Annotated in this window: 23 protein-coding genes; 11 read left to right on the forward strand and 12 right to left on the reverse strand. The window is 56.1% G+C overall.

All coding sequences use genetic code 11. From position 1 onward, the window contains the following. Nucleotides 1-29: 29 nt before the first annotated feature. Entirely contained in the window at nt 30-152 is a 123-nt protein-coding gene (locus tag K7H94_RS23360; RefSeq protein ID WP_445081475.1) for a small membrane protein YohP, read from the reverse strand. Nucleotides 153-370: 218 nt separating this feature from the next. On the opposite strand from K7H94_RS23360, the gene K7H94_RS13400 reads away from it, so the two are divergent. Both K7H94_RS13400 and K7H94_RS13405 read left to right on the forward strand, forming a co-directional pair. After that, on the forward strand, nt 371-616 hold the full coding sequence (locus K7H94_RS13400; RefSeq protein ID WP_021508600.1) for a hypothetical protein: 246 nt from the start codon (nt 371-373) through the stop codon (nt 614-616). A 101-nt stretch (nt 617-717) separates the two neighbouring features. Beyond that, nucleotides 718-1,800 carry a malate/lactate/ureidoglycolate dehydrogenase gene (locus K7H94_RS13405; RefSeq protein WP_222951182.1) on the forward strand — a complete coding sequence of 361 codons (1,083 nt, stop codon included), beginning with the start codon at nt 718-720 and terminating at the stop codon, nt 1,798-1,800. 33 nt (nt 1,801-1,833) lie between these two features. Here K7H94_RS13405 and gntT read toward each other — a convergent pair whose 3' ends face one another. Then, nucleotides 1,834-3,150, reverse strand: a complete 1,317-nt coding sequence (gene gntT / locus K7H94_RS13410; protein WP_021508602.1) for a gluconate transporter — start codon at nt 3,148-3,150, stop codon at nt 1,834-1,836. Nucleotides 3,151-3,426: 276 nt separating this feature from the next. Between gntT and K7H94_RS13415 the strand changes: the two genes are divergently transcribed. Next, entirely contained in the window at nt 3,427-4,572 is a 1,146-nt protein-coding gene (locus tag K7H94_RS13415; RefSeq protein WP_159378383.1) for an iron-containing alcohol dehydrogenase, read from the forward strand. 34 nt (nt 4,573-4,606) lie between these two features. On the opposite strand, the gene K7H94_RS13420 is transcribed toward K7H94_RS13415, so the two are convergent. From K7H94_RS13420 to K7H94_RS13430, 3 genes are all read right to left on the reverse strand, one after another. After that, nucleotides 4,607-5,434 (reverse strand): Cof-type HAD-IIB family hydrolase, encoded by an 828-nt coding sequence (locus K7H94_RS13420; RefSeq protein WP_021508604.1) that lies wholly within the window; start codon nt 5,432-5,434, stop codon nt 4,607-4,609. Nucleotides 5,435-5,543: 109 nt separating this feature from the next. Further along, on the reverse strand, nt 5,544-6,005 hold the full coding sequence (locus tag K7H94_RS13425) for an RcnB family protein (RefSeq protein WP_058757914.1): 462 nt from the start codon (nt 6,003-6,005) through the stop codon (nt 5,544-5,546). A gap of 779 nt (nt 6,006-6,784) precedes the next feature. After that, nucleotides 6,785-7,024, reverse strand: a complete 240-nt coding sequence (locus K7H94_RS13430) for a DUF1272 domain-containing protein (protein ID WP_010615634.1) — start codon at nt 7,022-7,024, stop codon at nt 6,785-6,787. 192 nt (nt 7,025-7,216) lie between these two features. Here K7H94_RS13430 and K7H94_RS13435 point away from each other — a divergent pair, with 192 nt between their 5' ends. From K7H94_RS13435 to K7H94_RS13455, 5 genes are all read left to right on the forward strand, one after another. Next, complete coding sequence (locus K7H94_RS13435) at nt 7,217-8,320, forward strand: AI-2E family transporter (protein ID WP_222951183.1); 1,104 nt, start codon at nt 7,217-7,219, stop codon at nt 8,318-8,320. A 263-nt stretch (nt 8,321-8,583) separates the two neighbouring features. Next, on the forward strand, nt 8,584-9,744 hold the full coding sequence (locus K7H94_RS13440) for a diguanylate phosphodiesterase (protein ID WP_222951184.1): 1,161 nt from the start codon (nt 8,584-8,586) through the stop codon (nt 9,742-9,744). A gap of 66 nt (nt 9,745-9,810) precedes the next feature. Continuing rightward, a complete protein-coding gene (locus K7H94_RS13445; protein WP_088516275.1) occupies nt 9,811-10,092 on the forward strand; it encodes a hypothetical protein in 282 nt (93 codons plus the stop codon). Between the two features lie 180 nt (nt 10,093-10,272). Further along, complete coding sequence (locus tag K7H94_RS13450; protein WP_021508609.1) at nt 10,273-10,533, forward strand: hypothetical protein; 261 nt, start codon at nt 10,273-10,275, stop codon at nt 10,531-10,533. Between the two features lie 80 nt (nt 10,534-10,613). Beyond that, nucleotides 10,614-10,811, forward strand: coding sequence for a hypothetical protein (locus tag K7H94_RS13455; RefSeq protein WP_021508610.1), 198 nt, complete (start codon nt 10,614-10,616; stop codon nt 10,809-10,811). Between the two features lie 32 nt (nt 10,812-10,843). On the opposite strand, the gene K7H94_RS13460 is transcribed toward K7H94_RS13455, so the two are convergent. The 3 genes from K7H94_RS13460 to ycgZ form a co-directional block, all read right to left on the reverse strand. Further along, a complete protein-coding gene (locus K7H94_RS13460) occupies nt 10,844-11,110 on the reverse strand; it encodes a biofilm development regulator YmgB/AriR family protein (RefSeq protein WP_058757917.1) in 267 nt (88 codons plus the stop codon). Nucleotides 11,111-11,244: 134 nt separating this feature from the next. Beyond that, the gene (locus tag K7H94_RS13465; protein WP_150058461.1) at nt 11,245-11,514 is read right to left on the reverse strand and encodes a hypothetical protein; all 270 of its coding nucleotides are present in this window, start codon (nt 11,512-11,514) and stop codon (nt 11,245-11,247) included. A 99-nt stretch (nt 11,515-11,613) separates the two neighbouring features. Next, the gene (ycgZ, locus tag K7H94_RS13470) at nt 11,614-11,856 is read right to left on the reverse strand and encodes a regulatory protein YcgZ (RefSeq protein WP_021508613.1); all 243 of its coding nucleotides are present in this window, start codon (nt 11,854-11,856) and stop codon (nt 11,614-11,616) included. Between the two features lie 312 nt (nt 11,857-12,168). Here ycgZ and K7H94_RS13475 point away from each other — a divergent pair, with 312 nt between their 5' ends. Beyond that, nucleotides 12,169-12,408: a biofilm development regulator YmgB/AriR family protein gene (locus K7H94_RS13475; protein WP_021508614.1), complete on the forward strand. Its 240-nt coding sequence runs from the start codon at nt 12,169-12,171 to the stop codon at nt 12,406-12,408. Nucleotides 12,409-12,629: 221 nt separating this feature from the next. Here the strand turns inward: K7H94_RS13475 and K7H94_RS13480 are convergent, their stop codons facing one another. Together K7H94_RS13480 and K7H94_RS13485 are read right to left on the reverse strand one after the other, a co-directional pair. After that, nucleotides 12,630-12,890, reverse strand: coding sequence for a hypothetical protein (locus tag K7H94_RS13480; protein ID WP_031279895.1), 261 nt, complete (start codon nt 12,888-12,890; stop codon nt 12,630-12,632). A 198-nt stretch (nt 12,891-13,088) separates the two neighbouring features. Next, nucleotides 13,089-14,552, reverse strand: coding sequence for a sugar porter family MFS transporter (locus K7H94_RS13485; protein ID WP_215800306.1), 1,464 nt, complete (start codon nt 14,550-14,552; stop codon nt 13,089-13,091). 342 nt (nt 14,553-14,894) lie between these two features. Between K7H94_RS13485 and K7H94_RS13490 the strand changes: the two genes are divergently transcribed. Continuing rightward, on the forward strand, nt 14,895-15,470 hold the full coding sequence (locus tag K7H94_RS13490; RefSeq protein WP_193751834.1) for a TetR/AcrR family transcriptional regulator: 576 nt from the start codon (nt 14,895-14,897) through the stop codon (nt 15,468-15,470). A gap of 23 nt (nt 15,471-15,493) precedes the next feature. On the opposite strand, the gene K7H94_RS13495 is transcribed toward K7H94_RS13490, so the two are convergent. Both K7H94_RS13495 and K7H94_RS13500 read right to left on the reverse strand, forming a co-directional pair. Beyond that, on the reverse strand, nt 15,494-16,234 hold the full coding sequence (locus K7H94_RS13495; RefSeq protein ID WP_420874717.1) for a BPL-N domain-containing protein: 741 nt from the start codon (nt 16,232-16,234) through the stop codon (nt 15,494-15,496). Nucleotides 16,235-16,473: 239 nt separating this feature from the next. Continuing rightward, a complete protein-coding gene (locus tag K7H94_RS13500; RefSeq protein WP_215786389.1) occupies nt 16,474-16,929 on the reverse strand; it encodes a MarR family winged helix-turn-helix transcriptional regulator in 456 nt (151 codons plus the stop codon). 76 nt (nt 16,930-17,005) lie between these two features. Here K7H94_RS13500 and K7H94_RS13505 point away from each other — a divergent pair, with 76 nt between their 5' ends. Further along, nucleotides 17,006-18,085, forward strand: a complete 1,080-nt coding sequence (locus K7H94_RS13505) for an FAD-dependent oxidoreductase (protein WP_222951185.1) — start codon at nt 17,006-17,008, stop codon at nt 18,083-18,085. Nucleotides 18,086-18,297: the final 212 nt, after the last annotated feature.

The following is an 18,297-nucleotide window of genomic DNA, read 5'->3' on the forward strand; positions in this document are numbered from 1 at the left end:
TTCAGGCACCCGGCGGGTGCCTGAACGCGTCAGAAAATCAGTTTAAACACGCCAGTAATCGTCAGTAACCCGACAATAAAGATAATGGCAATAATCCACAGTATTATTTTCATAGTTCGCTCCTTCAGGATGAAAAATAACGCATCGTGCATTCAGTATAGATGATTATTCCGGCTTCGCTGGGCGCTGCGAGCGCGATCCCAGTCACTTGCCTCAGAGACTGTTGCCTGCTCTTTTTTTCTGCGAGCCCGGTCGCAGCTTAACGCTTACGTTGCCATCCCGCCGCACGCGTAGCGCGCTGATTGTCTAAAATTACAGCGCCTGTAGCAGGCCTCAATTGTTCGCTATGTCTACGTAACAAGGAGATGATATGAGCACGATTAATACCAGTATGGGTCGTTACAGCCTCAAGGCAAAGGATCATGGCAGTCACATTCGTGGCAGCATTGCGATTAATGACGAAGGCGGTACGCAGCTCACCCTGCAAGAGTTTGATGAGCATTATCTTGACGATGTCGTCAACAACGTTATTTATCCAATCACGGGTGGGAACCGTGAAATTGCACGCGCACTGCGTGAACAGATGGTCAAAGCCGGCTTCGAACAGCCGCACTGAGTTTGTTGGGCCACGTGTTGTGGCCCTTTATCAGCCCTTACTTGCGGTTATTATCCATTTCAGCGCAGGATGCTCTCTCCCCCCATAAGGAGATTAACCGCGTGACTGAACTGCATCGTGTTTCCCCTTCCCGCTTACATCAGTTTGTTCAGGCTATCTGGCTGTATGCCGGTAGCAGTGCCGAAGAAGCGCGCCTGGTGGCTGACCATCTTGTTGCTGCTAACCTCGCGGGCCATGACTCCCACGGCGTCGGTATGATACCGAGCTATATGGCCTCGCTGACGCAGGGCTTTCTCCAGCTCAATCAGCACGTCAGCATCGAAAAAGACGCTGGCGCGGTCCTCACCCTTAATGGCCAGAAAGGCTTTGGTCAGGTGGCCGCGTACGAGGCCATGCAGCACGGCATTGAGCGGGCGAACAGGTTTGGCCTCGCGGCGGTCGGCCTGCATCATTCGCATCACATTGGCCGTATCGGTCACTGGGCGGAGCAGTGTGCCGCAGCGGGCTTTGTCTCCTTTCACTTCGTTAATGTGATGGGCGATCCGATGGTGGCGCCGTTTAACGGCAGCGATCGCCGCTTCGGCACCAATCCGTTCTGCGCGGTGTTTCCGCGTCGCGACGGCGAACCGCTGCTGCTGGACTTTGCCACCAGCGGCATCGCCTATGGTAAAACGCGGGTGGCGTATAACAAAGGTCAGCCGGTCGCGCCGGGCTATTTGCTTGATGCGCAGGGCCAGCCGACCACCGATCCGGGCGTGATGCATCAGTCGCCGTATGGCGCGCTGACCGCCTTCGGCCTGCACAAAGGCTATGCGCTGGCGACGATGTGCGAAATCCTTGGCGGCGCGCTATCCGGCGGTCGCACTACGCATGACGCCACGCTGCTTTCCGGCACTGACGCCATCTTCAACGGCATGACCACCATTATCCTGAACCCTGACGCGTTTGACGCACCGGCGATGCAGCAGGAAGCCGAAGAGTTTCTCGCGTGGGTCAGGCGTTCACCGCAAAGTGGTGAGGCGGAGATTCTGGTGCCGGGCGAATGGGAAACGCGCAATCGGGCAGCACGTGAACGCGAGGGCATTCCGCTGGACAGCAATAGCTGGCAGCAGATTTGCGCAGCGGCACGCCAGGCTGGCATGCCGGAGGAGGAACTGGCGGCCTTCCGCGCCTTAGCGCAGTAAGCCGCCGGGGCTGAGGCGCGGTGCCTCAGCCGGTTACAGCGCAGCGGACAGCAGCAAACAGCCCAGCAGACCGCACACCGAGATGATGGTTTCCAGCGCCGACCACGAGCGAATAGTTTCACCGATGGTCAGGTTGAAGTACTCCTTGAACAGCCAGAAGCCCGGATCGTTGACGTGCGAGAAGATGACACTGCCGGAACCGACGGCAATGACCATCAGCTCCGGGCTGGCGCCGCTGGTGGCAATCAGCGGTGCCACAATGCCGCCGGCGGTAATCGCCGCGACGGTGGCTGACCCCAGCGCAATACGCAGCACCGCCGCAATTGACCACGCCATAAAGATTGGCGAGACGTTGGTTTCATGCATCATGCCGGCGATGTATTTATCCACGCCGCTGTCCACCAGCACCTGTTTGAAGGCGCCACCGCCGCCGATGATCAACAGCATCATGGCAATGATTTTGATCGAGTCAGTGATGGTGCCCATCACCTCATCCATGCTGCGGCCACGGTTAAGGCCAAAGGTGAAGATGGCAATCAGCACTGCAATCAGCGTCGCCATGATCGGATCGCCAAAAAATTCCGCGTACGGTAGCAGTACATGGCCTTTCGGCAGCAGCATTTCTGCCACGGCACGCAGCGCCATCAGGATCACCGGCACCAGCGCCGTCCACACGCTAACGCCAAAGCCTGGCATCTCCGCTTCGCTGAAAGTTTTCGGGTTCCACAGCCCTTCCGGAATCGGCTTATCAATGCCTTTCAGAAAACGCGCATACACCGGTCCGGCCAGAATCACCGTCGGAATACCCAGCAGCGTACCGTACAGCAGGGTTTTCCCCATGTCGGCATTAAATAACGTGGCGATCGCAGTCGGGCCCGGATGCGGTGGCAGAAAGCCGTGCGTGACGGATAAGGCGGCCGCCATCGGCACGCCGACATACAGCAGCGGCACGCGCGCCGATGCGGCAATGCTGAACACCAGTGGCAGCATCAGCACGAACCCGACTTCATAAAACAGCGCAAAGCCCACGGTGAAGCCGGTCAGCACCAGCGCCCACTGAATGTGCTTCTGGCCGAATTTTTCGATCAGCGTGGTGGCGATACGCTGCGCACCGCCGCAGTCGGCCAGCAGTTTCCCCAGCATCGCGCCAAAGCCCATGATCAGCGCCAGGCTGCCCAGGGTGCCGCCGACGCCGGTTTTGATCGATCCAATCACTTTATTGACCGGCATGCCCTGCATCATGCCCACCGCCAGTGCCACCAGAATCAGCGCGATGAAGCCGTTAAGTTTGAAGCGAATCATCAGCAGCAGCAGTAACGCCACGCCAATTGCCACATAGAGTAATGGCATAATTTTTCTCCACTTTTGCGCTCGGCGTATTACCGGCAGCGGTTTGTTGTAATGGGACAAAGGGGTTATCAGTGCCAGATGTTTCAGAATGCGACATCCTGTTACCGGTATCATGTTAAGGGTAACATTGACGGGAAAGCACCTGGTGCAGCGGGTGAATTTCTGTTTTGCGAAGGTGATCAACTTTTTGTCGGAGGGTTATCAGAATGTTTGCCCCGGCAGCGGCGTGGCTTTGGTTACACTAGCTGTTTTATGCCAACCGATAAGGATCTGCAGGTGAGTGAGAATCTGATTGAGCTGTACAGTAATCAACAAACCCTGTTTGGCCGTGGCAGCATCGACCGCCTGGTCCCGCTGCTGGCGGCGAATCCGCAGCCCACGCTGCTGTTCTGCGGCCGCTCATTTCTCAACAGTCCGGCGTGGGCGCGTCTGGGCGCGACGCTGAACGATCACATTCTGGGCTATGAAATTGTCAGCCATGAAGCCTCGCCAGACGAGATCGATGGCTGGGTGACGCGCTGGCGTGGCCACGTCGATCGCGTTGTCGCCATCGGCGGCGGCAGCGTGCTGGATGCGGCCAAAGCCTTTGGCGCCATGATGCAGCATCCGCTGAATATCGCGCGCTACCTCGAGAAAGTGGGCGATACGCCGGTACAGGCGGTCACGCTGCCGCTGATCGCCATTCCTACCACCGCCGGCACCGGCAGCGAGGTCACGCAGAATGCGGTGGTGACCGATCAGCAGCACATTAAGGTGAAGGCCTCACTGCGCCATCCGGTTTTTGTGCCGCAGGTGGCAATTCTCGATCCCGATCTGCTCAAAGGAGCGCCGGATCGCGTACTGGCTACCTGCGCCATTGATGCCTTTACCCACCTGTTCGAGGCTTATCTGTCACGCAAGGGCAACCTGTTCAGTCAGCAAAATGCGCTCAACGGGCTGCAACTGTTCATGCAGGCGTGGCCGTACCTCAATCAGGACGACAGCCGCGGCGATGCGGCACGTGAAGCGATGATGATGGCATCATGGCTCGGCGGCGTTAGCCTGAGCAGCGCCGGTTTGGGGGTGATCCACGGTATTGCCGGCGAGTTGGGGGCGATTAAACCGTTCCATCACGGTGAAGTCTGCGGTCGTCTGCTGTTCCCGTTCCTTGATGTACTGGCGGAGCGCGCGCACCCCGAACAGCAGCGGCTGATGGCGGCGCTGGCTGAACGCCTGCTGCCCGATGAAACGGCACCGCCGGCGCTGGCGCTGAAAGCCTGGCTGCAGCAGCAGGCTATCGTGCCGTTCTGGCTGGAAGGACCCACCCTCGCCGCGGAAGAGGTCGACTGGATTGTGGCGCGCGCCAACAGCAAAAACGGCTGGGTCAATTATGATCCCGCCACGCTCACGGAGATGATTACCGCCGCATGGCGCGTCGTCTGAGCCTTTCGGGCAGCGCAGGCTGCCCGTTGCTTATTCAGCCAGCAAACGGCCCTTCCCCCGCCAGCATCTGCTCAATCACCTGCAGCACGCCTTCCTGGTTATTGGACGGTGCGCCGTAGCGCGCAGCGTCTTTGACCCGCTGCGGCGCATTCTGCATGGCAAAGCTGAAGCGCGACTGCACCAGCATCTCCAGATCGTTACCGCCGTCGCCAAACGCCAGCACCTCATCGCTGCTGATGTCCCAGCGCTGCTGCAACAGACGCAGCCCGTTGGCTTTGTGCAAGCCGGGCACAATCAAATCCACCGAGCCGTGCCCGCTGGAGGTCGCCGCCGCCGCGCCCTGATGCAGACGCTCAATATCAGCCATCAGAATATCGACATAATCATCGGACAGATTCAGCGCAAACTTGAACAGCCGGTCATCGCCCACGTCAGCGAGGCTATCGATCGCCTTGAGGCGATGGCAGTAGTGACGCATTTTGACCAGCCACTGCTCATCCATGGTGTTGAAGTGATAAGCGCTGTTGCGGCCGCAGAGGATGTATTTCAGGTTGGGATAGTTACCGCGCTGCAGGGTATCGAGCACGGCATTAACGTCCTCGCGCGAGAACGCGCCGCAGAACAGCTCCTCATCCCTGTCGAGGATCCACGCGCCATTTTCGGCGACAAAGGCGATCTCACTGGCGATGTCGGGAAAGAAGGATTTGAGCTGGTAATACTGATTACCGCTGGCGACCACAAATTTGATGCCGCGCCGCGTCATCTCCTGATAGCAGGCCTGAAAACGTGCCCGGTTGTACTGTTTTTTATCGTCGAGAAAGGTGCCGTCCATATCCACCGCCACCATTTTTACCATGGTCATCATGACTCCTTAACGCGTTGAAAGGAAAAACGGGTTGTCCAGAGAATAACCTGGTGAGCGGTGAAAGCGGAGAGAAACACGGATGGCCGTCGCCATCCGTGCGGCAGGATTAGTTAAATGCGTTATTCAGCAAAATGGCGGTGATAATCCCGGTCGCGGCCGCCACTAACACATAATTTCCGTCGATAAAGGCCCAGTGCTCGCCGCGCGGCGGCTCATACAGACCGCGTGCCCGCCAGTCATCGACGCGATAGTGTGGACCGCGAAACTCCGGCGGTGCCGGATAACCACGGCGAAAATCATGACCGCGCCAGGCAAAGCGCTCGCCGCCACGATGTCCCTCCGGCATACGGTGGTCAGCATAATGATCGTGACGATCCGGGCCCGGTCCGCGATCGTGGCCAAAGTCACGACGGTCATGATGATCGGGACCCGGGCCGCGTTCCTGATGGCGGTCGCCGCCGTGCGGGTCCCAGCGAGGGTCACCGGGACCGTCGGCCCAGGAGACGCTGGAAAACAATGTGCTGCATGCAATAAATGACGCAATAATCGTAAGTGTTGTTTTTTTCATGGTGTTACCTCCAGGGATAACGGCAGTCTGCGCGCCGTTGAGGCTTACTATTACCTAAACAAAGCTAAAGCAGCATTTCCAAAACTCTTAAAAATCGGTTACTTACAATACATTACGCCAGGTTAGCGCTTTCTTAACGATTGTGGAGACTTTATGGTGGCGTGGCACGATAAGGCTGGCAGGGAAATAAGCAGTTAATTCAGCGGAAATAAAGAAAACCCGATCGCGGGGATCGGGCGGACAATGCTATTTCCATAAAAAGCATAAAGCGGGGAAACCCTGCTAAAAAGAGGGTAAAACTGAAGCACACAACGCCACATCACTAGCATTGCCCGGAAAGAATAACATTCATCAGGGCAAAATACTTTCAGAAAACTTCTATTTTCAGAAAAAACCGTAAAAATGTTCATGGCAGCGAAAATAACCACCAAAGGTACATAACGTGAAAGGAAATAAGGTCCGTGCTCTGACCAGCTTTCGCCAGGAAATATAGTCAGCCCGTATAAAATATCGACATAAAATCACAATACATTGAATTTGAAAGGTAAAAATTAATCCATGCTATTTTTTAGTTATGCCGCCATTTAAGCCGACCGGCAAAATAGCTGACCCGCACATTTCATTGATAGCGAGAGCCCTATTGCTGTGCTGGCAATTAATCGATGTGCGTGATTAATATAACGCTAATTTTTCGTTGCGCTGAAGCATAAGGTTAAATAACCAGCAAGCGGGCGCACAATAATTATGCGCCGGCTGTTAATCCAATTGCGCTGGCGAATTTAGCGGGGTGGCGCAGAAACCGGATATCGCTGAGTTGCAGCCGGATGGCGCAGCAGCGCCTGCGCCGGACGTATCGGCCGCCGCACCAGTTCACCCGCACAGTTCGGGCAACGCTGCGCCAGCACGCCTTCCGCGCAGTCAACGCAAAACGTGCACTCAAACGAGCAGATGCGCGCATCAGGCGAGGCCGGCGGCAGATCTTTATCGCAGCATTCACAGTTAGGACGTAATTCCAGCATGGCACTCTCCTGTCAGGGTTCAGGGCTATCATCGTCGCCGCCGCCCCGGCGCGCCAGCCTGTGAGCGGACATAGGGCGGACAGTTCGGGACAGCTTTTCATCCTGCACGCCTTGCCTTGCGCGCTAAAAACATTACATTCCGCAAAAGCCGTTCTATAGTTCATTCGCTACGTTTATCTGCGAGGCTTTTGCATGCGTGTTCAAGGGTTAAATATCGGTTTCTTTATAGTGATTCTGGCGATTGTCACGATCGCCTTTTTTGATGTGCTGGCGCCCTATTTCTCCGCCATTTTGTGGGCGGCTATTCTGGCGGTGATCTTTGCGCCACTGAAGTCACTGCTGCGGCGCAAAATGGGCGACCGCAACGGGCTGGCCTCTTTCGTGACCTTACTGATTATCTGCCTGATCGTGTTCACGCCGCTGGCGATCATCACCTCGTCGCTGGTGGTCGAGATCAATACGGTGTACACCAAGCTGCAAACCAATTCCGCGCAGTTCCCGACGGTGTTTGCCTCGCTGCTGCAGCATCTGCCGGAGTGGGCACAAACCTGGCTGGCGGATCACGATCTGAACAATGCCGCACAGATTCAGCAAAAACTCTCCAGCTTTGCGCTGAAGGGCGGACAATACATGGCGGGCAGCGTGTTCCTGATCGGTAAAGGGACTTTCACCTTCACCGTGGGCTTTGGCGTGATGCTTTATCTGCTGTTTTTCCTGTTGAAAGACGGCGCCTGGCTGGTCGGACTGATTCTCGAAGCGCTGCCGCTCTCCACCTATGTTAAGCACCATCTGCTGATGAAATTTGCCGCTGTATCGCGCGCGACGGTCAAAGGCACCGTGGTGGTGGCCGTGGTTCAGGGGGTGCTTGGTGGCTTTGCCTTCTGGATCACTGACATCGACGGCAGCCTGCTGTGGGGCGCGCTGATGGCGTTCCTGTCGCTGATTCCGGCAGTCGGCTCGGCCATCGTCTGGGTACCCGCGGCCATCTTCTTCTTCGCCACCGGGGCGCTGTGGAAAGGCCTGTTCCTGGTGGGCTTCTTCGTCGTCGTGGTCGGGCTGGTGGACAACATCCTGCGTCCGCTGCTGGTCGGCAAAGATACCAAAATGCCGGATTACCTGATCCTGATCGCCACGCTGGGCGGCATGGAAGTGTACGGCATCAACGGCTTTGTGATTGGTCCCTTGATCGCTGCCCTGTTCATCGCCTGCTGGAATCTGCTCTCCGGCCGCGACAACCGGGAAAACGTCGAAGAGATCGACGAAGAGTTTATCGAAGAGGGTAAAACCCGCGAGTAGCGATAAGCAGCGCTACAACAGCTAAAGACCTGCTGTCGGGCTACTATCACTCACTGGCAGGCTTATCCGAAGCGGCGCTTTACGCGCCGCTTGTCTTTTCAGTGCGGCCACCAGGCTGTCAGCACCTTTTCCGACCTTTGAATCCCGCTCAACCCTTTTACCGGACTCAGTCAGCCGCCAGGCAGCACTCAGCCCGGACGTTTCACAATTTAACCCATGCTGCTAAGGTGTCAGAGGACAATCGCGACAATCTGGAGCGTAAAATGCTTACAACAATAATTTACCGCAGCCACATCTCTGAAGATGTTCCCGTCAATATCCTGCCGGAGATGGTGGCAAAAGCGAGTCTGCTCAATACTGAGCATCATGTTACCGGCATCCTGCTGTTTAACGGCACGCACTTTTTTCAAATCCTGGAAGGGCCGGAGCAAGGCGTTCTGGCAATCTACGCTCGCATTTGTGCCGACCGGCGTCATCACAATGTGGTCGAGCTGATGCGCGACTACTCGCCTTCGCGGCGTTTCGGTAATGCCGGCATGGAGCTGTTCGATTTGCGTAATCACCACAGCGGCAGTGTGCTGCAGGCGGTGCTTGATCGCGGCACGTCGAAATATCAGCTGACCTATGACGATCGCGGGCTACAGTTCCTCAGAACCTTTGTCGAAGCGCGTGAAAAAGAGAACTACTATGAAGTGCCGCCGGCGGATTACTGGGAGTTCATCCCCGCGGAAGGACAATCTCCCGCGCCGGCCAGTGGCGTCACTTTCCGCCCTGTGGTTGACCCCCTCGGCCGTGAAGTGACGGCCATTGAGGCAATTCCGCACGCGCAACCCGCCGGACTCGGGGAACATGAGCGTTACACTCATGACCTCAACGTGGTGACAGACGCACTGCATAAAGCCGGCCAGGCCTGTCCCGATGGCATGACGCTGTATATCAGTATCCTGCCGATGACGCTGGTTTATCTTCCCGATGCGGTAAGTCAGCTGGTCAGCGCCATCGCGCAGGCGGAGCTGGTGCCGCAGCAAATCATTCTTGGCGTGAGCGAAACGGAAGTCATCTCCCGGCTCGAAGACTTTTCCACGGCGGTCAGACAGCTGAAAGAGGCAGGCATCAGCCTTTCAATTGATAACTTCGGCGACGGCTCGGCAGGTCTCTCTTTACTGGCGCACGTCCAGCCTGACCGGGTACGTATCGGCGCAAATATTGTACGTGATATTCATCGTAGCGGCCCGAAGCAGGCGGTGATGCAGGCGGTCATCCGCTGTTGTTCGGCGCTGGAAATCAACGTCATTGCAGCCGGTATCGAGCGTCCCGAAGAGTGGATGTGGCTGGAGGCGGCCGGGATCATCGATTTCCAGGGCAGCCTGTTTACGCCTGAGGGCGGCGCCGTGGCATGGCCTGAGAGCCGCGAGGCGATCTGAAAGCGGTTAAGCCTGACGACGCAGAACCTCTGAAGAGATAAAACGTCAGGCTCACAGGAGAAGACAATGCTGAGCGATGCCCGACTGCAGTTTATATCCAGCCATCCGGAGGAGAACGAACCGGAGGCGGTTTCCATGGCGCGCGAGTTACTTCGGTACCGCAGTGCGCTGGCGCAGCCATGGGCTGTGGTGGAGGCACTGGGTGTGAAGTACGTGGAGGACGGTAACGGGGCGATGATCTGGCCGGCGCGTTACTGCGAACGCGGCGACACCTTACTTTATCGTCTGGATCAGGCGGCTTCAGAGGTCAGCGGGCGCGCTGAAGCCGCGGAACCCGTCAGAAAGTAGCGCCGTGATGGCCGGTGCGAACGCAAATGTCATCCTCTTTGCAACGCCGGCAACGCAATATGCTGATCATTGCGCCGATAACCCGCGTCCGGCATCTTTTAGCGGAGTTTGATGTGCTCAATGTGTCCGGGTGAGATTCCTGTGGTAAGCTCATTGCCCTAACCGCAGCCGGACAGACTGATGAAAAACAATTTTGACGATAAAATGGCGGATATCATCATCGGAGAAGCCGTAACGGCGTTACTCGATGATAACGTCGCCATAAGCTGGGCGGCCCTTAACGACAGGCTGCAGGCAATGCTTGACCGCGAAACAGACAGTGACCGCATTCGTGCTGTGCTGCGTGTCATTGAGGACGTCAGACGGGAAATGGAGATGAGCGCGGTGAAGAAAGAGGCGTTCACTGCCGGGCATTTTTCTTTTTCCGGCAAGCTGCACTGATCGCTGCCTGACAATCTGCCGCGCCTGACGCTGTGGTTTCTGCTATACTGTATGCTTATCCACCAACGGATGGAGGTCATTTGAGCGATGACACTACCGCCGAAGATATCTACGCCGTTATTGGAACGGTTGTGGCGCGCCTTCTTAAGCCGGACCAGCACCTGACACTTCAGGACATTACCCATGCACTGCATCATCTTGGCGAAACGGCAAGCGAAGATGAACTGCGGCAGGCCTGTTTAAACGCCATCAGTATGCTTGTGAAGCAGATGCACTAAGCTTAATTTACTGCTCCGGCTTACTAACCTTTTCAGAACCCTTCATCATCCGGCGTTCTGCCGACCACGATTTCAAGCACGTTGCGCAGTACATCCAGTTTGACAATATCGGTGGTCATCTCAAGCTCTGAGATGAGATACAGGATGATGGTTTTGCTCGTCACTTTTTGGCCATGGATGACGATGTCGCGAATCACGGCATCCAGTGCCGCGGCTTCGGCTGCATAGCGCTCACCGCCGCTGCGAAAATGGTGAATTAGGGCCGCTTCAGCGCTGAATGAGTGTTCATTGGTTTGCATGTGTAGTTATCCGTAAACCGGGCGCTGCCGACAGCCCGGTGGTCGCCAAAAAAATCGGCCATCCTGAGATGGCCGTGTTATGCCGGGCGTCCTGCCACACTCCGGTTAATCACGAGATTGTATCGTCCCTGTCATTAATGCTTTTTACCAGCTCTGGGTTGTGATATCCCGCCCAGAGCAGCCATCGGCTTTTCACGATTTCCCCGGGCTGCTGGCTGCATCTGCAGCTCCCTGATGGCGATCCTGATCGCCTCCAGACGGTCGGGGTTAAATTCCTCTGCGGCCATTGACCGCAGCCGGGCTGAAACGGTCGCCACATTGATTCGTTTATTATTATCGAGCAGCCTGACCACCGCCTCGCCCAGAACGATTTCGGTTAAACGTTCAATTTGACTTCTCTGCATGCCCACCCCCTGCGGGACTGTGCCCTTTCGGACAAGTGGCTGACCCTTCCCGGGTCATAAAGCGCATGCTGCAGGTACCACCGATTATCCCTTTTCGTATCAGCGTTCAAACAGCATGCCAATCAGCGTCTGGTAATGACGCTCTTCTTCATAATTTGCCGCGACCTCAAGGCGTCTCAGCAGTTTGGTGCAGATCGCCTTACGGTTGAGGTTTTTTCCTGCGCGCAGGATCTCAACGACAATCTGCCCCAGCGTTTCCTGCTGAGTAGGTGCTGTCGCTCTGCTGAAATAGCGGGCAATCTCACTGGCGCTGTCTGGAAATTTTGCAACATTCTGACGCATGATGAACCCCTCGAATGGTTAAAATACCGTCGCTTCTCTCTGTGCGTAAACTTATACAAAGAAATAAAACTTGTACAGCAATACTGTTTCTTTATTAGCTACGTTCTTGTGCAAAAAATGCTAACACCTTAATCTCAGGGGCTTACGTACTGAAATAACCGGCGTAATGGGTGGGTTCAGCGGCAGGAAAAACGGTATCGGTTTGGACAACCCGCTGATTTCCTGACACGGGGAGAGGATTGTTGCTGTACAGACGATATCGTATCGGTTACTTTGCGCCCTACAAGATGATCGTGTGCTGCAGGTGGACAAATGAGAAACAACGGGCTGCCGCCTTGTCACAATACCGGACTAGCCGGTTACTTCAGTCAGGTCACCGATCCCCGCCAGATTGCGCTACTGGGACGCATCACCGTTGAAATTTTGCGTCAGGAACGTCGGCTGACGCGCACCGCGATCTGCCTCAAGCTTATCGGGCACATCAATGACACGGACGATGACGTCGAAGCGGAACAGGCACGTTCCCTGCTGGCGATGCTGTTTGGTCGCTGATCGTTTGATTCATCCGCTCACCTTCAGCGCGTTGCACATCCGTCGCTAAAGCCCGCATCCGTTGCCACATGCCGCGTTGCCGAAAATCGTTAATACGAGGTTTGATGGTGGTGAAGACGTCATCCCTGACAGTTTTCTCCGGCCGGTACACGCTAACGCGCGTCCGATGAGGTCATCTACGTTGTCGTCTTCCGGCCAGAGCCGGACTACGTCTTATGGCGTCAGTTCTTCTCGTCGTTCAGGCCTGCAAGCGTCTGCAGGTACGGCACATGGATCGCGGCCTGCTCAGGCTCATCAAAGCTTCTGAGCCAGCCGATCGCCTCTGAAATCGCGGACAGGCGTGTGTCGCTGCCGCCAGCGCGTTTCATGTGTCTGAGCTCGTCGATAAGCGTATTAACGCTGATCTTCTTTTTGCCCAAAGCCAGGCTCAGTGCCGCTTCGCCAATAATGACGTGCCCTTTCCCGTCGTGTTGAATAGACAAATTTACTTCCTCCATTTCACGTTGATGAGAACCTCACGTCACACTGTAGACCCTATTGAGCGAACCGGTGCAGGCAAGTTCTGAAATGAAGCCTGTAACAGGATTTATTTAACGAGCATGAAAAATGCCGCGGCGGGTGCCGCGACAAAGGTTTCTGTCGGCAGGCGCTGGCGCAACCTGCCTCAGCATGACGACGATTCAGCCTGATGACGCGGCTTGATCCGCAGGTTCACCAAAATGCTCGCGCATGTGGGATTCAATTTCTTCCAGTGATTTCCCCCGGGTTTCCGGCAACATCACGGCAATAAACACCAGGGAAGCTACGTTGATTGCGGCAAAGATAAAGAACGCCTTATTACCCACCAGCGACAGCAAAGGCGGAAACGCCAGCGCCACCACGGCGTTGCATATCCACTGAAATGCTACCGCTGAACCGGTTAATACCCCGCGAACTTTCATCGGAAATAACTCCGACATCAGCAGCCAGTAAACCGGGGAAATGCACATCTGCATAAAGAACAGAAACACCAGAATACATGCCAGCGCCAGCAGGCTTTGCGTCAGGCTTTGTGGCATGAGAACCAGCACCGCGCCCAGCGCCAGCTGCATCGCAATCACCACCGCCAGCCCGGTCATCAGCATCGGGCGCCGGCCGAAATGACTGATGGCTTTAATACCGGCAAAGGTGGCCAGTACCGATACCACCCCGTTGCCGATGGTAGCCGCAATCGAAGCACTGGTGCCCAGCCCGGTACTTTTCAGAATGACTGGCGTGTAATACATGAAGGCGTTGACGCCGGTAAACTGCGCGACGATGCCCATGCCGCAGCCCAGCAGCAGCAGACGCACGATCCATTTCTCTTTTAACAGTTCGCGCGCGGGTGGCCCCTGACGGGCTTCGCGGGCATTCTGCCGCATCTCTGCCATCTCTTTTTTAATCTCGCGCGGATTTTCCCGCAGTTTGCGCAGGATACGCAGCGCCTCATTAAAGCGCCCTTCCGCCACCATCCAGTGCGGTGAGGCCGGGACAAAAAAGGTGCCAATAAACAGCAGAATGCCGGGGATCATCGCCAGCGACAGCATATAGCGCCACATGCCCGGATCGTGCAGTAGCAAACTCATGGCGGCGCTGACGACATAAGCCAGCAGTTGCCCTGACACAATCATCAGTTCGTTGCGGCTGACCAGCGGTGCCCGGCGCTTAGGCCCGGCAATTTCAGCGATAAAGACCGGAACCGTTGACGATCCGCCGCCCACCGCGAAACCCAGAATAAAGCGCATCACCACCATGATTTCCAGATTCGGCGCAACCGTGGTGCCTAACGCCCCGGCAATGAACAACAGGGCAAGGCTGCGTAACGTGATACGGCGACCAAAGCGGTCCGAGACATAACCGCTGATGAACGCGCCGAGCGCGGAGCCAAAGGTGAGCGCAGAGGTCACCAGCCCTTCGGTAAATGGCGTGAGATCGAGACCGCCCTGCGCGGCGGGCAGCGTCATGTAGGGCAGCGCGCCGGAAATAATGCCGGTGTCGTAGCCAAACGCCAGCGCGCCCATCGTGGCGACTAACACCACAAAAAACAGGCGCTGCTGAACAGTGAACGTCAGGCTGCCGCCATCATCTGATTGAGACTGCGAAGAATTTTGCTTGCTATCGTCCATGGGTGATTCAAGACCTGGTCAATGACGGGATAAAAAGGAGGTTTGAGTATAGTCAGAAACGAGAAAGTGTGAGGCTGGTCACGATTCTTACCGGATGGCGACTGAATAAAATTCTGCACCGCCCTGACTGCTCAGCGCAGGTTTGCGCCGCAGCCGCGCCCTCGCACTGCGTTCAAACCCTGGCTGGCCTGCTGCAATCCCGCCCCCGACAGGGGGAAAATTTTCTGCTAAGGTACGCTGGCTGGTTAATGAGAAACACGCTAAGGCGTAACGCAGAAAGGCAGGTCCGGCGACAGGTTGCTGAATTAACGTTCAGGACAACGGTGTCTTTTAAGGTTGAACGTGAAAAAAGAAACGGTTAAGAAAAATATCATTCTCGCGGCGCTGCAGCTTTTTCGCGAGCGCGGCTTCAACAATGTTTCAACCCGCGATCTGACCAATACGCTGGGCATATCCCGCAGCCATATCTACCACTATTTCAAAAACTGGGATGCGCTGAGGCTGGACTCGATTGCTTTCATGCTGGATGAGGACGTTGCCGCTTTCTCTGTAGAGAGTGAAAAGAGGGATGATTCACAGCATGACGTCTTTTTTCGTGCGCTGGTGGATTATCTCCTGCCAGACGGGCCGGCTTCTCACTGGTTGATCTACCTCGAGTTGTGGCCGCTGGCGGCAAGGGATACGCAATATGAGCAGCTGCTGCTCTCCAGCACGCAGACGTGGACGGCAATCATCCGTCAGGGCTTATCCGGCCAGGCATTTGGCCACCTCAGCGAAGCAGGTAAAGACGAGGTGGCGCGTAATCTTCACGCCCTGATTGACGGTTACTCAAGCGCGCTTATTCTTAACTACTCTGCGGATAAGCGGACACATTTTTTTCTTGAGATAATGGCCGCCTTGCAGAAACTTTGTCGCTAGCAGGGATTTTTCCACATAGCCGCTTACCTCCCGGGCTTTAAATCATTAATCAGTCTGGCCATCTTGCTGCCGGCTGAGGTGTAGGCCGGATTGTTTTTCTCCGGCGCCATCCAGCTTTCATCCGCTTCCGGATGCGGTCCGCTCAGGAGCACCGTGCCTTTACCGTAAGTATATTTCGCCAGCGCGATATCACCGTTGGCATAGCGCGCCAGAGCGACAAAGCCGTGCGCGTCTTCGGCATTCAGGTAAGGACCATCCTGATAATAAAATTTTTCGGTTTTCCCCTGCCAGACAACATCGACAACGTAATCGCCCTCGTCGGGTATATTGGTCCCCTTGCGCATGACTTCAGAGTCCAGCGATGAGGGGATCAGCCCCAGCCAGTTTTCATCAGCCAGATACGCGCCCATGCACAATCCGAGAAAGCTTTTTCCATTGCGGACAAATTTGCGTATGGCCTCAGCCCCTTCGTCGCCCAGCGCAGCAAAGGCGCCGGGGATGTCCTGTCCGCCTCCGGGCTGGATGTACACATCAAAAGTGGCGAGATTATCCTCCGTGACCTTTATTTTTTCCTGCTCTCCGACATACGCGATGTCCAGCGGCAGACCGCTCTGTTCCAGCGATTTACGGACCATTTCGGAGCAGCCCGGACAGCCGGCACCGCCGCGATAGATAGCGACATGGGTGACGGCAGCACTGGCCATATTCGCGGTGGCTAACCCGCCGGCAAGCAGAATGGCAGCATACGTCAGAAGGTTCTTCATCAGATAACGCCAGAAACGGGAGGAGACTCTCAGTAACATTGTTTTCACCATCAGCGGCAGGACCAGGCTCAAAATTAGAGCGACCGCTCAATTTAGGGCCAGCACGAAGAGGCTGTCAACAGCCTGACAGCGCGAAAAATACAAGCCCCTGTTTTAATTAATCTTTCACATAATCCCGTCAACGGCTGCCGCGATTGTGCCGGTTACAGAAGGAGTGTCTGAAGCTGACCGGCCGGGAGTTATTCGATAAAACCGCTGGCAGACTGCCGTAACCGCCCGGTGATGGCGATCAGCCCTTCGATGTCTTCCGGCGTCAGCAAATCGAGGAAATTTCGCCGCACGCCCGCGGCATGTATCGGCCGCGCTGTAGCAAGCAGCTGGCTCCCGGCCGCTGTCATGCGGACTGAAATCCCTGCGCGAGTCGCGCGGCTGCGCTGTACCAGGTCACGGGCGGCCATACGTGAAAGCTGGTGCGATAGCCGCGACTTGTCCCATTCAAGGTATTCCAGCAGCTCACGCTGCAGCAGTACGCCCTGCGGACTGCGGTTGATTTCCATCAGGATCATGAAATCCGGGCCGGACAACCCGGTCGCCTCATTGATCTCTCTGACAATGCGTCCGGTGATGATTTCAGCAAGCCGGCGATATCCGCGCCATGCCTGCCACTCTGCGTCTGAAATCTCTGTGCTGCCCATTATTTATCCCGCCACGTAGTTGATATGTCAACTTTGTGATTATACAGTATCCACTTTACATCGGGGAAGAACAGACATGTCGGACAAACTAACTATCGCTATCGTGGGCGGCGGCCCGGCAGGCCTCACGGCGGCCGTGATTCTTCAGCGCCACGGTTTTAACGTGACGGTGTTTGAGGATGAGCCGGCGGATGCTGCGCGGAGTCAGGGCGGTTCGCTTGATTTGCATGCTGACAGCGGCCAGGCGGCGCTGCGCAGAGCGGGCCTGCTCGAACAGTTCATCAACATCGCCAGGCACGAGGATCAGGAAAGCCGGATGCTGAATTACCTTACCGGAGAAGTTGAGGCCGACAGATTCACGCCGGAAGGTGAAATGGATAAACCGGAAATCGATCGCGGTGAGTTGAAAAACCTGCTGCTAAGCGCCCTGTTACCGCAGACCCTGCAGTGGGATCACAAACTGCATTACGTTGACGATGGCCAGCAAAAAGCGCACGGGCTGGTATTCAGAAACGGCAGGCGCTACGAAGCCGATATCGTGATTGGTGCAGACGGTGCCTGGTCGCGGGTCCGCCGTTATCTGACACCGGTACGTCCGGTTTATACCGGCATTACCTTTTTCGAAGGCTGGATAGATCACCCGTCCGACCAAATCAACAGCATTGCCGGCAACGGGACCGCTTTCAGCTTTGGCGGTGCGCAGGCGCTGGTCACGCAACGCAACGGCGGCGGGAGGATTTGCGTCTATGCGGCGATGAAGCGCGCCCCTGATGTCATCGATCAACACATAGCCTCCTCCGGCCTCACCGCCTGGGTGCGCGACAGCTACCGCGACTGGGCCGCTTCCCTGCAGTTGGTGGTAAACGCCACCGGTGACTATGTCAGACGCCCGATTTACAGCCTGCCCGCCGATTTTGGCTGGGCACCACGGCCGGGCATCACCCTGATTGGCGATGCCGCTCACCTGATGCCGCCGGTTGGCGTCGGAGTCAACCTGGCGATGCTTGATGCTTCAGACCTGGCTCTGGCACTGTGCGAGGCCTCGCACCCGCAGAACGGACTGCGCTCTGCGGAGACCCTGATTATGGAACGCGCACGCGACATGATGCCTGATGCAATAGCGGGGTTTCAGAACTGGTTCGATGAAAAAGCCTGAGCCGATGTGACAGCATGAGTTCAGACAACGCAGGCAACGCACTCGCGTATTATTGCCTAACCCGCGTGATAGCCGGTTTTTACTCCCTTAATTACGCTTTTGTCATCGTCGCTTCCCGGTAACATAAAAAACATAAAAATATTAATCATCTCTGGGTAGCGCATGAATGCTTCTTTAACCGCCGGGCGTATTTACGCCTGGCTGATAACGGC

Origin of the sequence: Pantoea dispersa, assembly GCF_019890955.1 — a bacterium.
Classification (GTDB): Bacteria; Pseudomonadota; Gammaproteobacteria; order Enterobacterales; family Enterobacteriaceae; genus Pantoea; species Pantoea dispersa.

Coding starts and splice junctions, on each gene's coding strand:
- K7H94_RS23360 (WP_445081475.1), bottom strand. CDS start 152: ATGCACGATGCGTTATTTTTCATCCTGAAGGAGCGAACTATGAAAATA.
- K7H94_RS13400 (WP_021508600.1), top strand. CDS start 371: ATGAGCACGATTAATACCAGTATGGGTCGTTACAGCCTCAAGGCAAAG.
- gntT (WP_021508602.1), bottom strand. CDS start 3,150: ATGCCATTACTCTATGTGGCAATTGGCGTGGCGTTACTGCTGCTGCTG.
- K7H94_RS13420 (WP_021508604.1), bottom strand. CDS start 5,434: ATGACCATGGTAAAAATGGTGGCGGTGGATATGGACGGCACCTTTCTC.
- K7H94_RS13425 (WP_058757914.1), bottom strand. CDS start 6,005: ATGAAAAAAACAACACTTACGATTATTGCGTCATTTATTGCATGCAGC.
- K7H94_RS13430 (WP_010615634.1), bottom strand. CDS start 7,024: ATGCTGGAATTACGTCCTAACTGTGAATGCTGCGATAAAGATCTGCCG.
- K7H94_RS13435 (WP_222951183.1), top strand. CDS start 7,217: ATGCGTGTTCAAGGGTTAAATATCGGTTTCTTTATAGTGATTCTGGCG.
- K7H94_RS13440 (WP_222951184.1), top strand. CDS start 8,584: ATGCTTACAACAATAATTTACCGCAGCCACATCTCTGAAGATGTTCCC.
- K7H94_RS13445 (WP_088516275.1), top strand. CDS start 9,811: ATGCTGAGCGATGCCCGACTGCAGTTTATATCCAGCCATCCGGAGGAG.
- K7H94_RS13450 (WP_021508609.1), top strand. CDS start 10,273: ATGAAAAACAATTTTGACGATAAAATGGCGGATATCATCATCGGAGAA.
- K7H94_RS13460 (WP_058757917.1), bottom strand. CDS start 11,110: ATGCAAACCAATGAACACTCATTCAGCGCTGAAGCGGCCCTAATTCAC.
- K7H94_RS13465 (WP_150058461.1), bottom strand. CDS start 11,514: ATGCAGAGAAGTCAAATTGAACGTTTAACCGAAATCGTTCTGGGCGAG.
- ycgZ (WP_021508613.1), bottom strand. CDS start 11,856: ATGCGTCAGAATGTTGCAAAATTTCCAGACAGCGCCAGTGAGATTGCC.
- K7H94_RS13475 (WP_021508614.1), top strand. CDS start 12,169: ATGAGAAACAACGGGCTGCCGCCTTGTCACAATACCGGACTAGCCGGT.
- K7H94_RS13485 (WP_215800306.1), bottom strand. CDS start 14,552: ATGGACGATAGCAAGCAAAATTCTTCGCAGTCTCAATCAGATGATGGC.
- K7H94_RS13495 (WP_420874717.1), bottom strand. CDS start 16,234: ATGAAGAACCTTCTGACGTATGCTGCCATTCTGCTTGCCGGCGGGTTA.
- K7H94_RS13500 (WP_215786389.1), bottom strand. CDS start 16,929: ATGGGCAGCACAGAGATTTCAGACGCAGAGTGGCAGGCATGGCGCGGA.
- K7H94_RS13505 (WP_222951185.1), top strand. CDS start 17,006: ATGTCGGACAAACTAACTATCGCTATCGTGGGCGGCGGCCCGGCAGGC.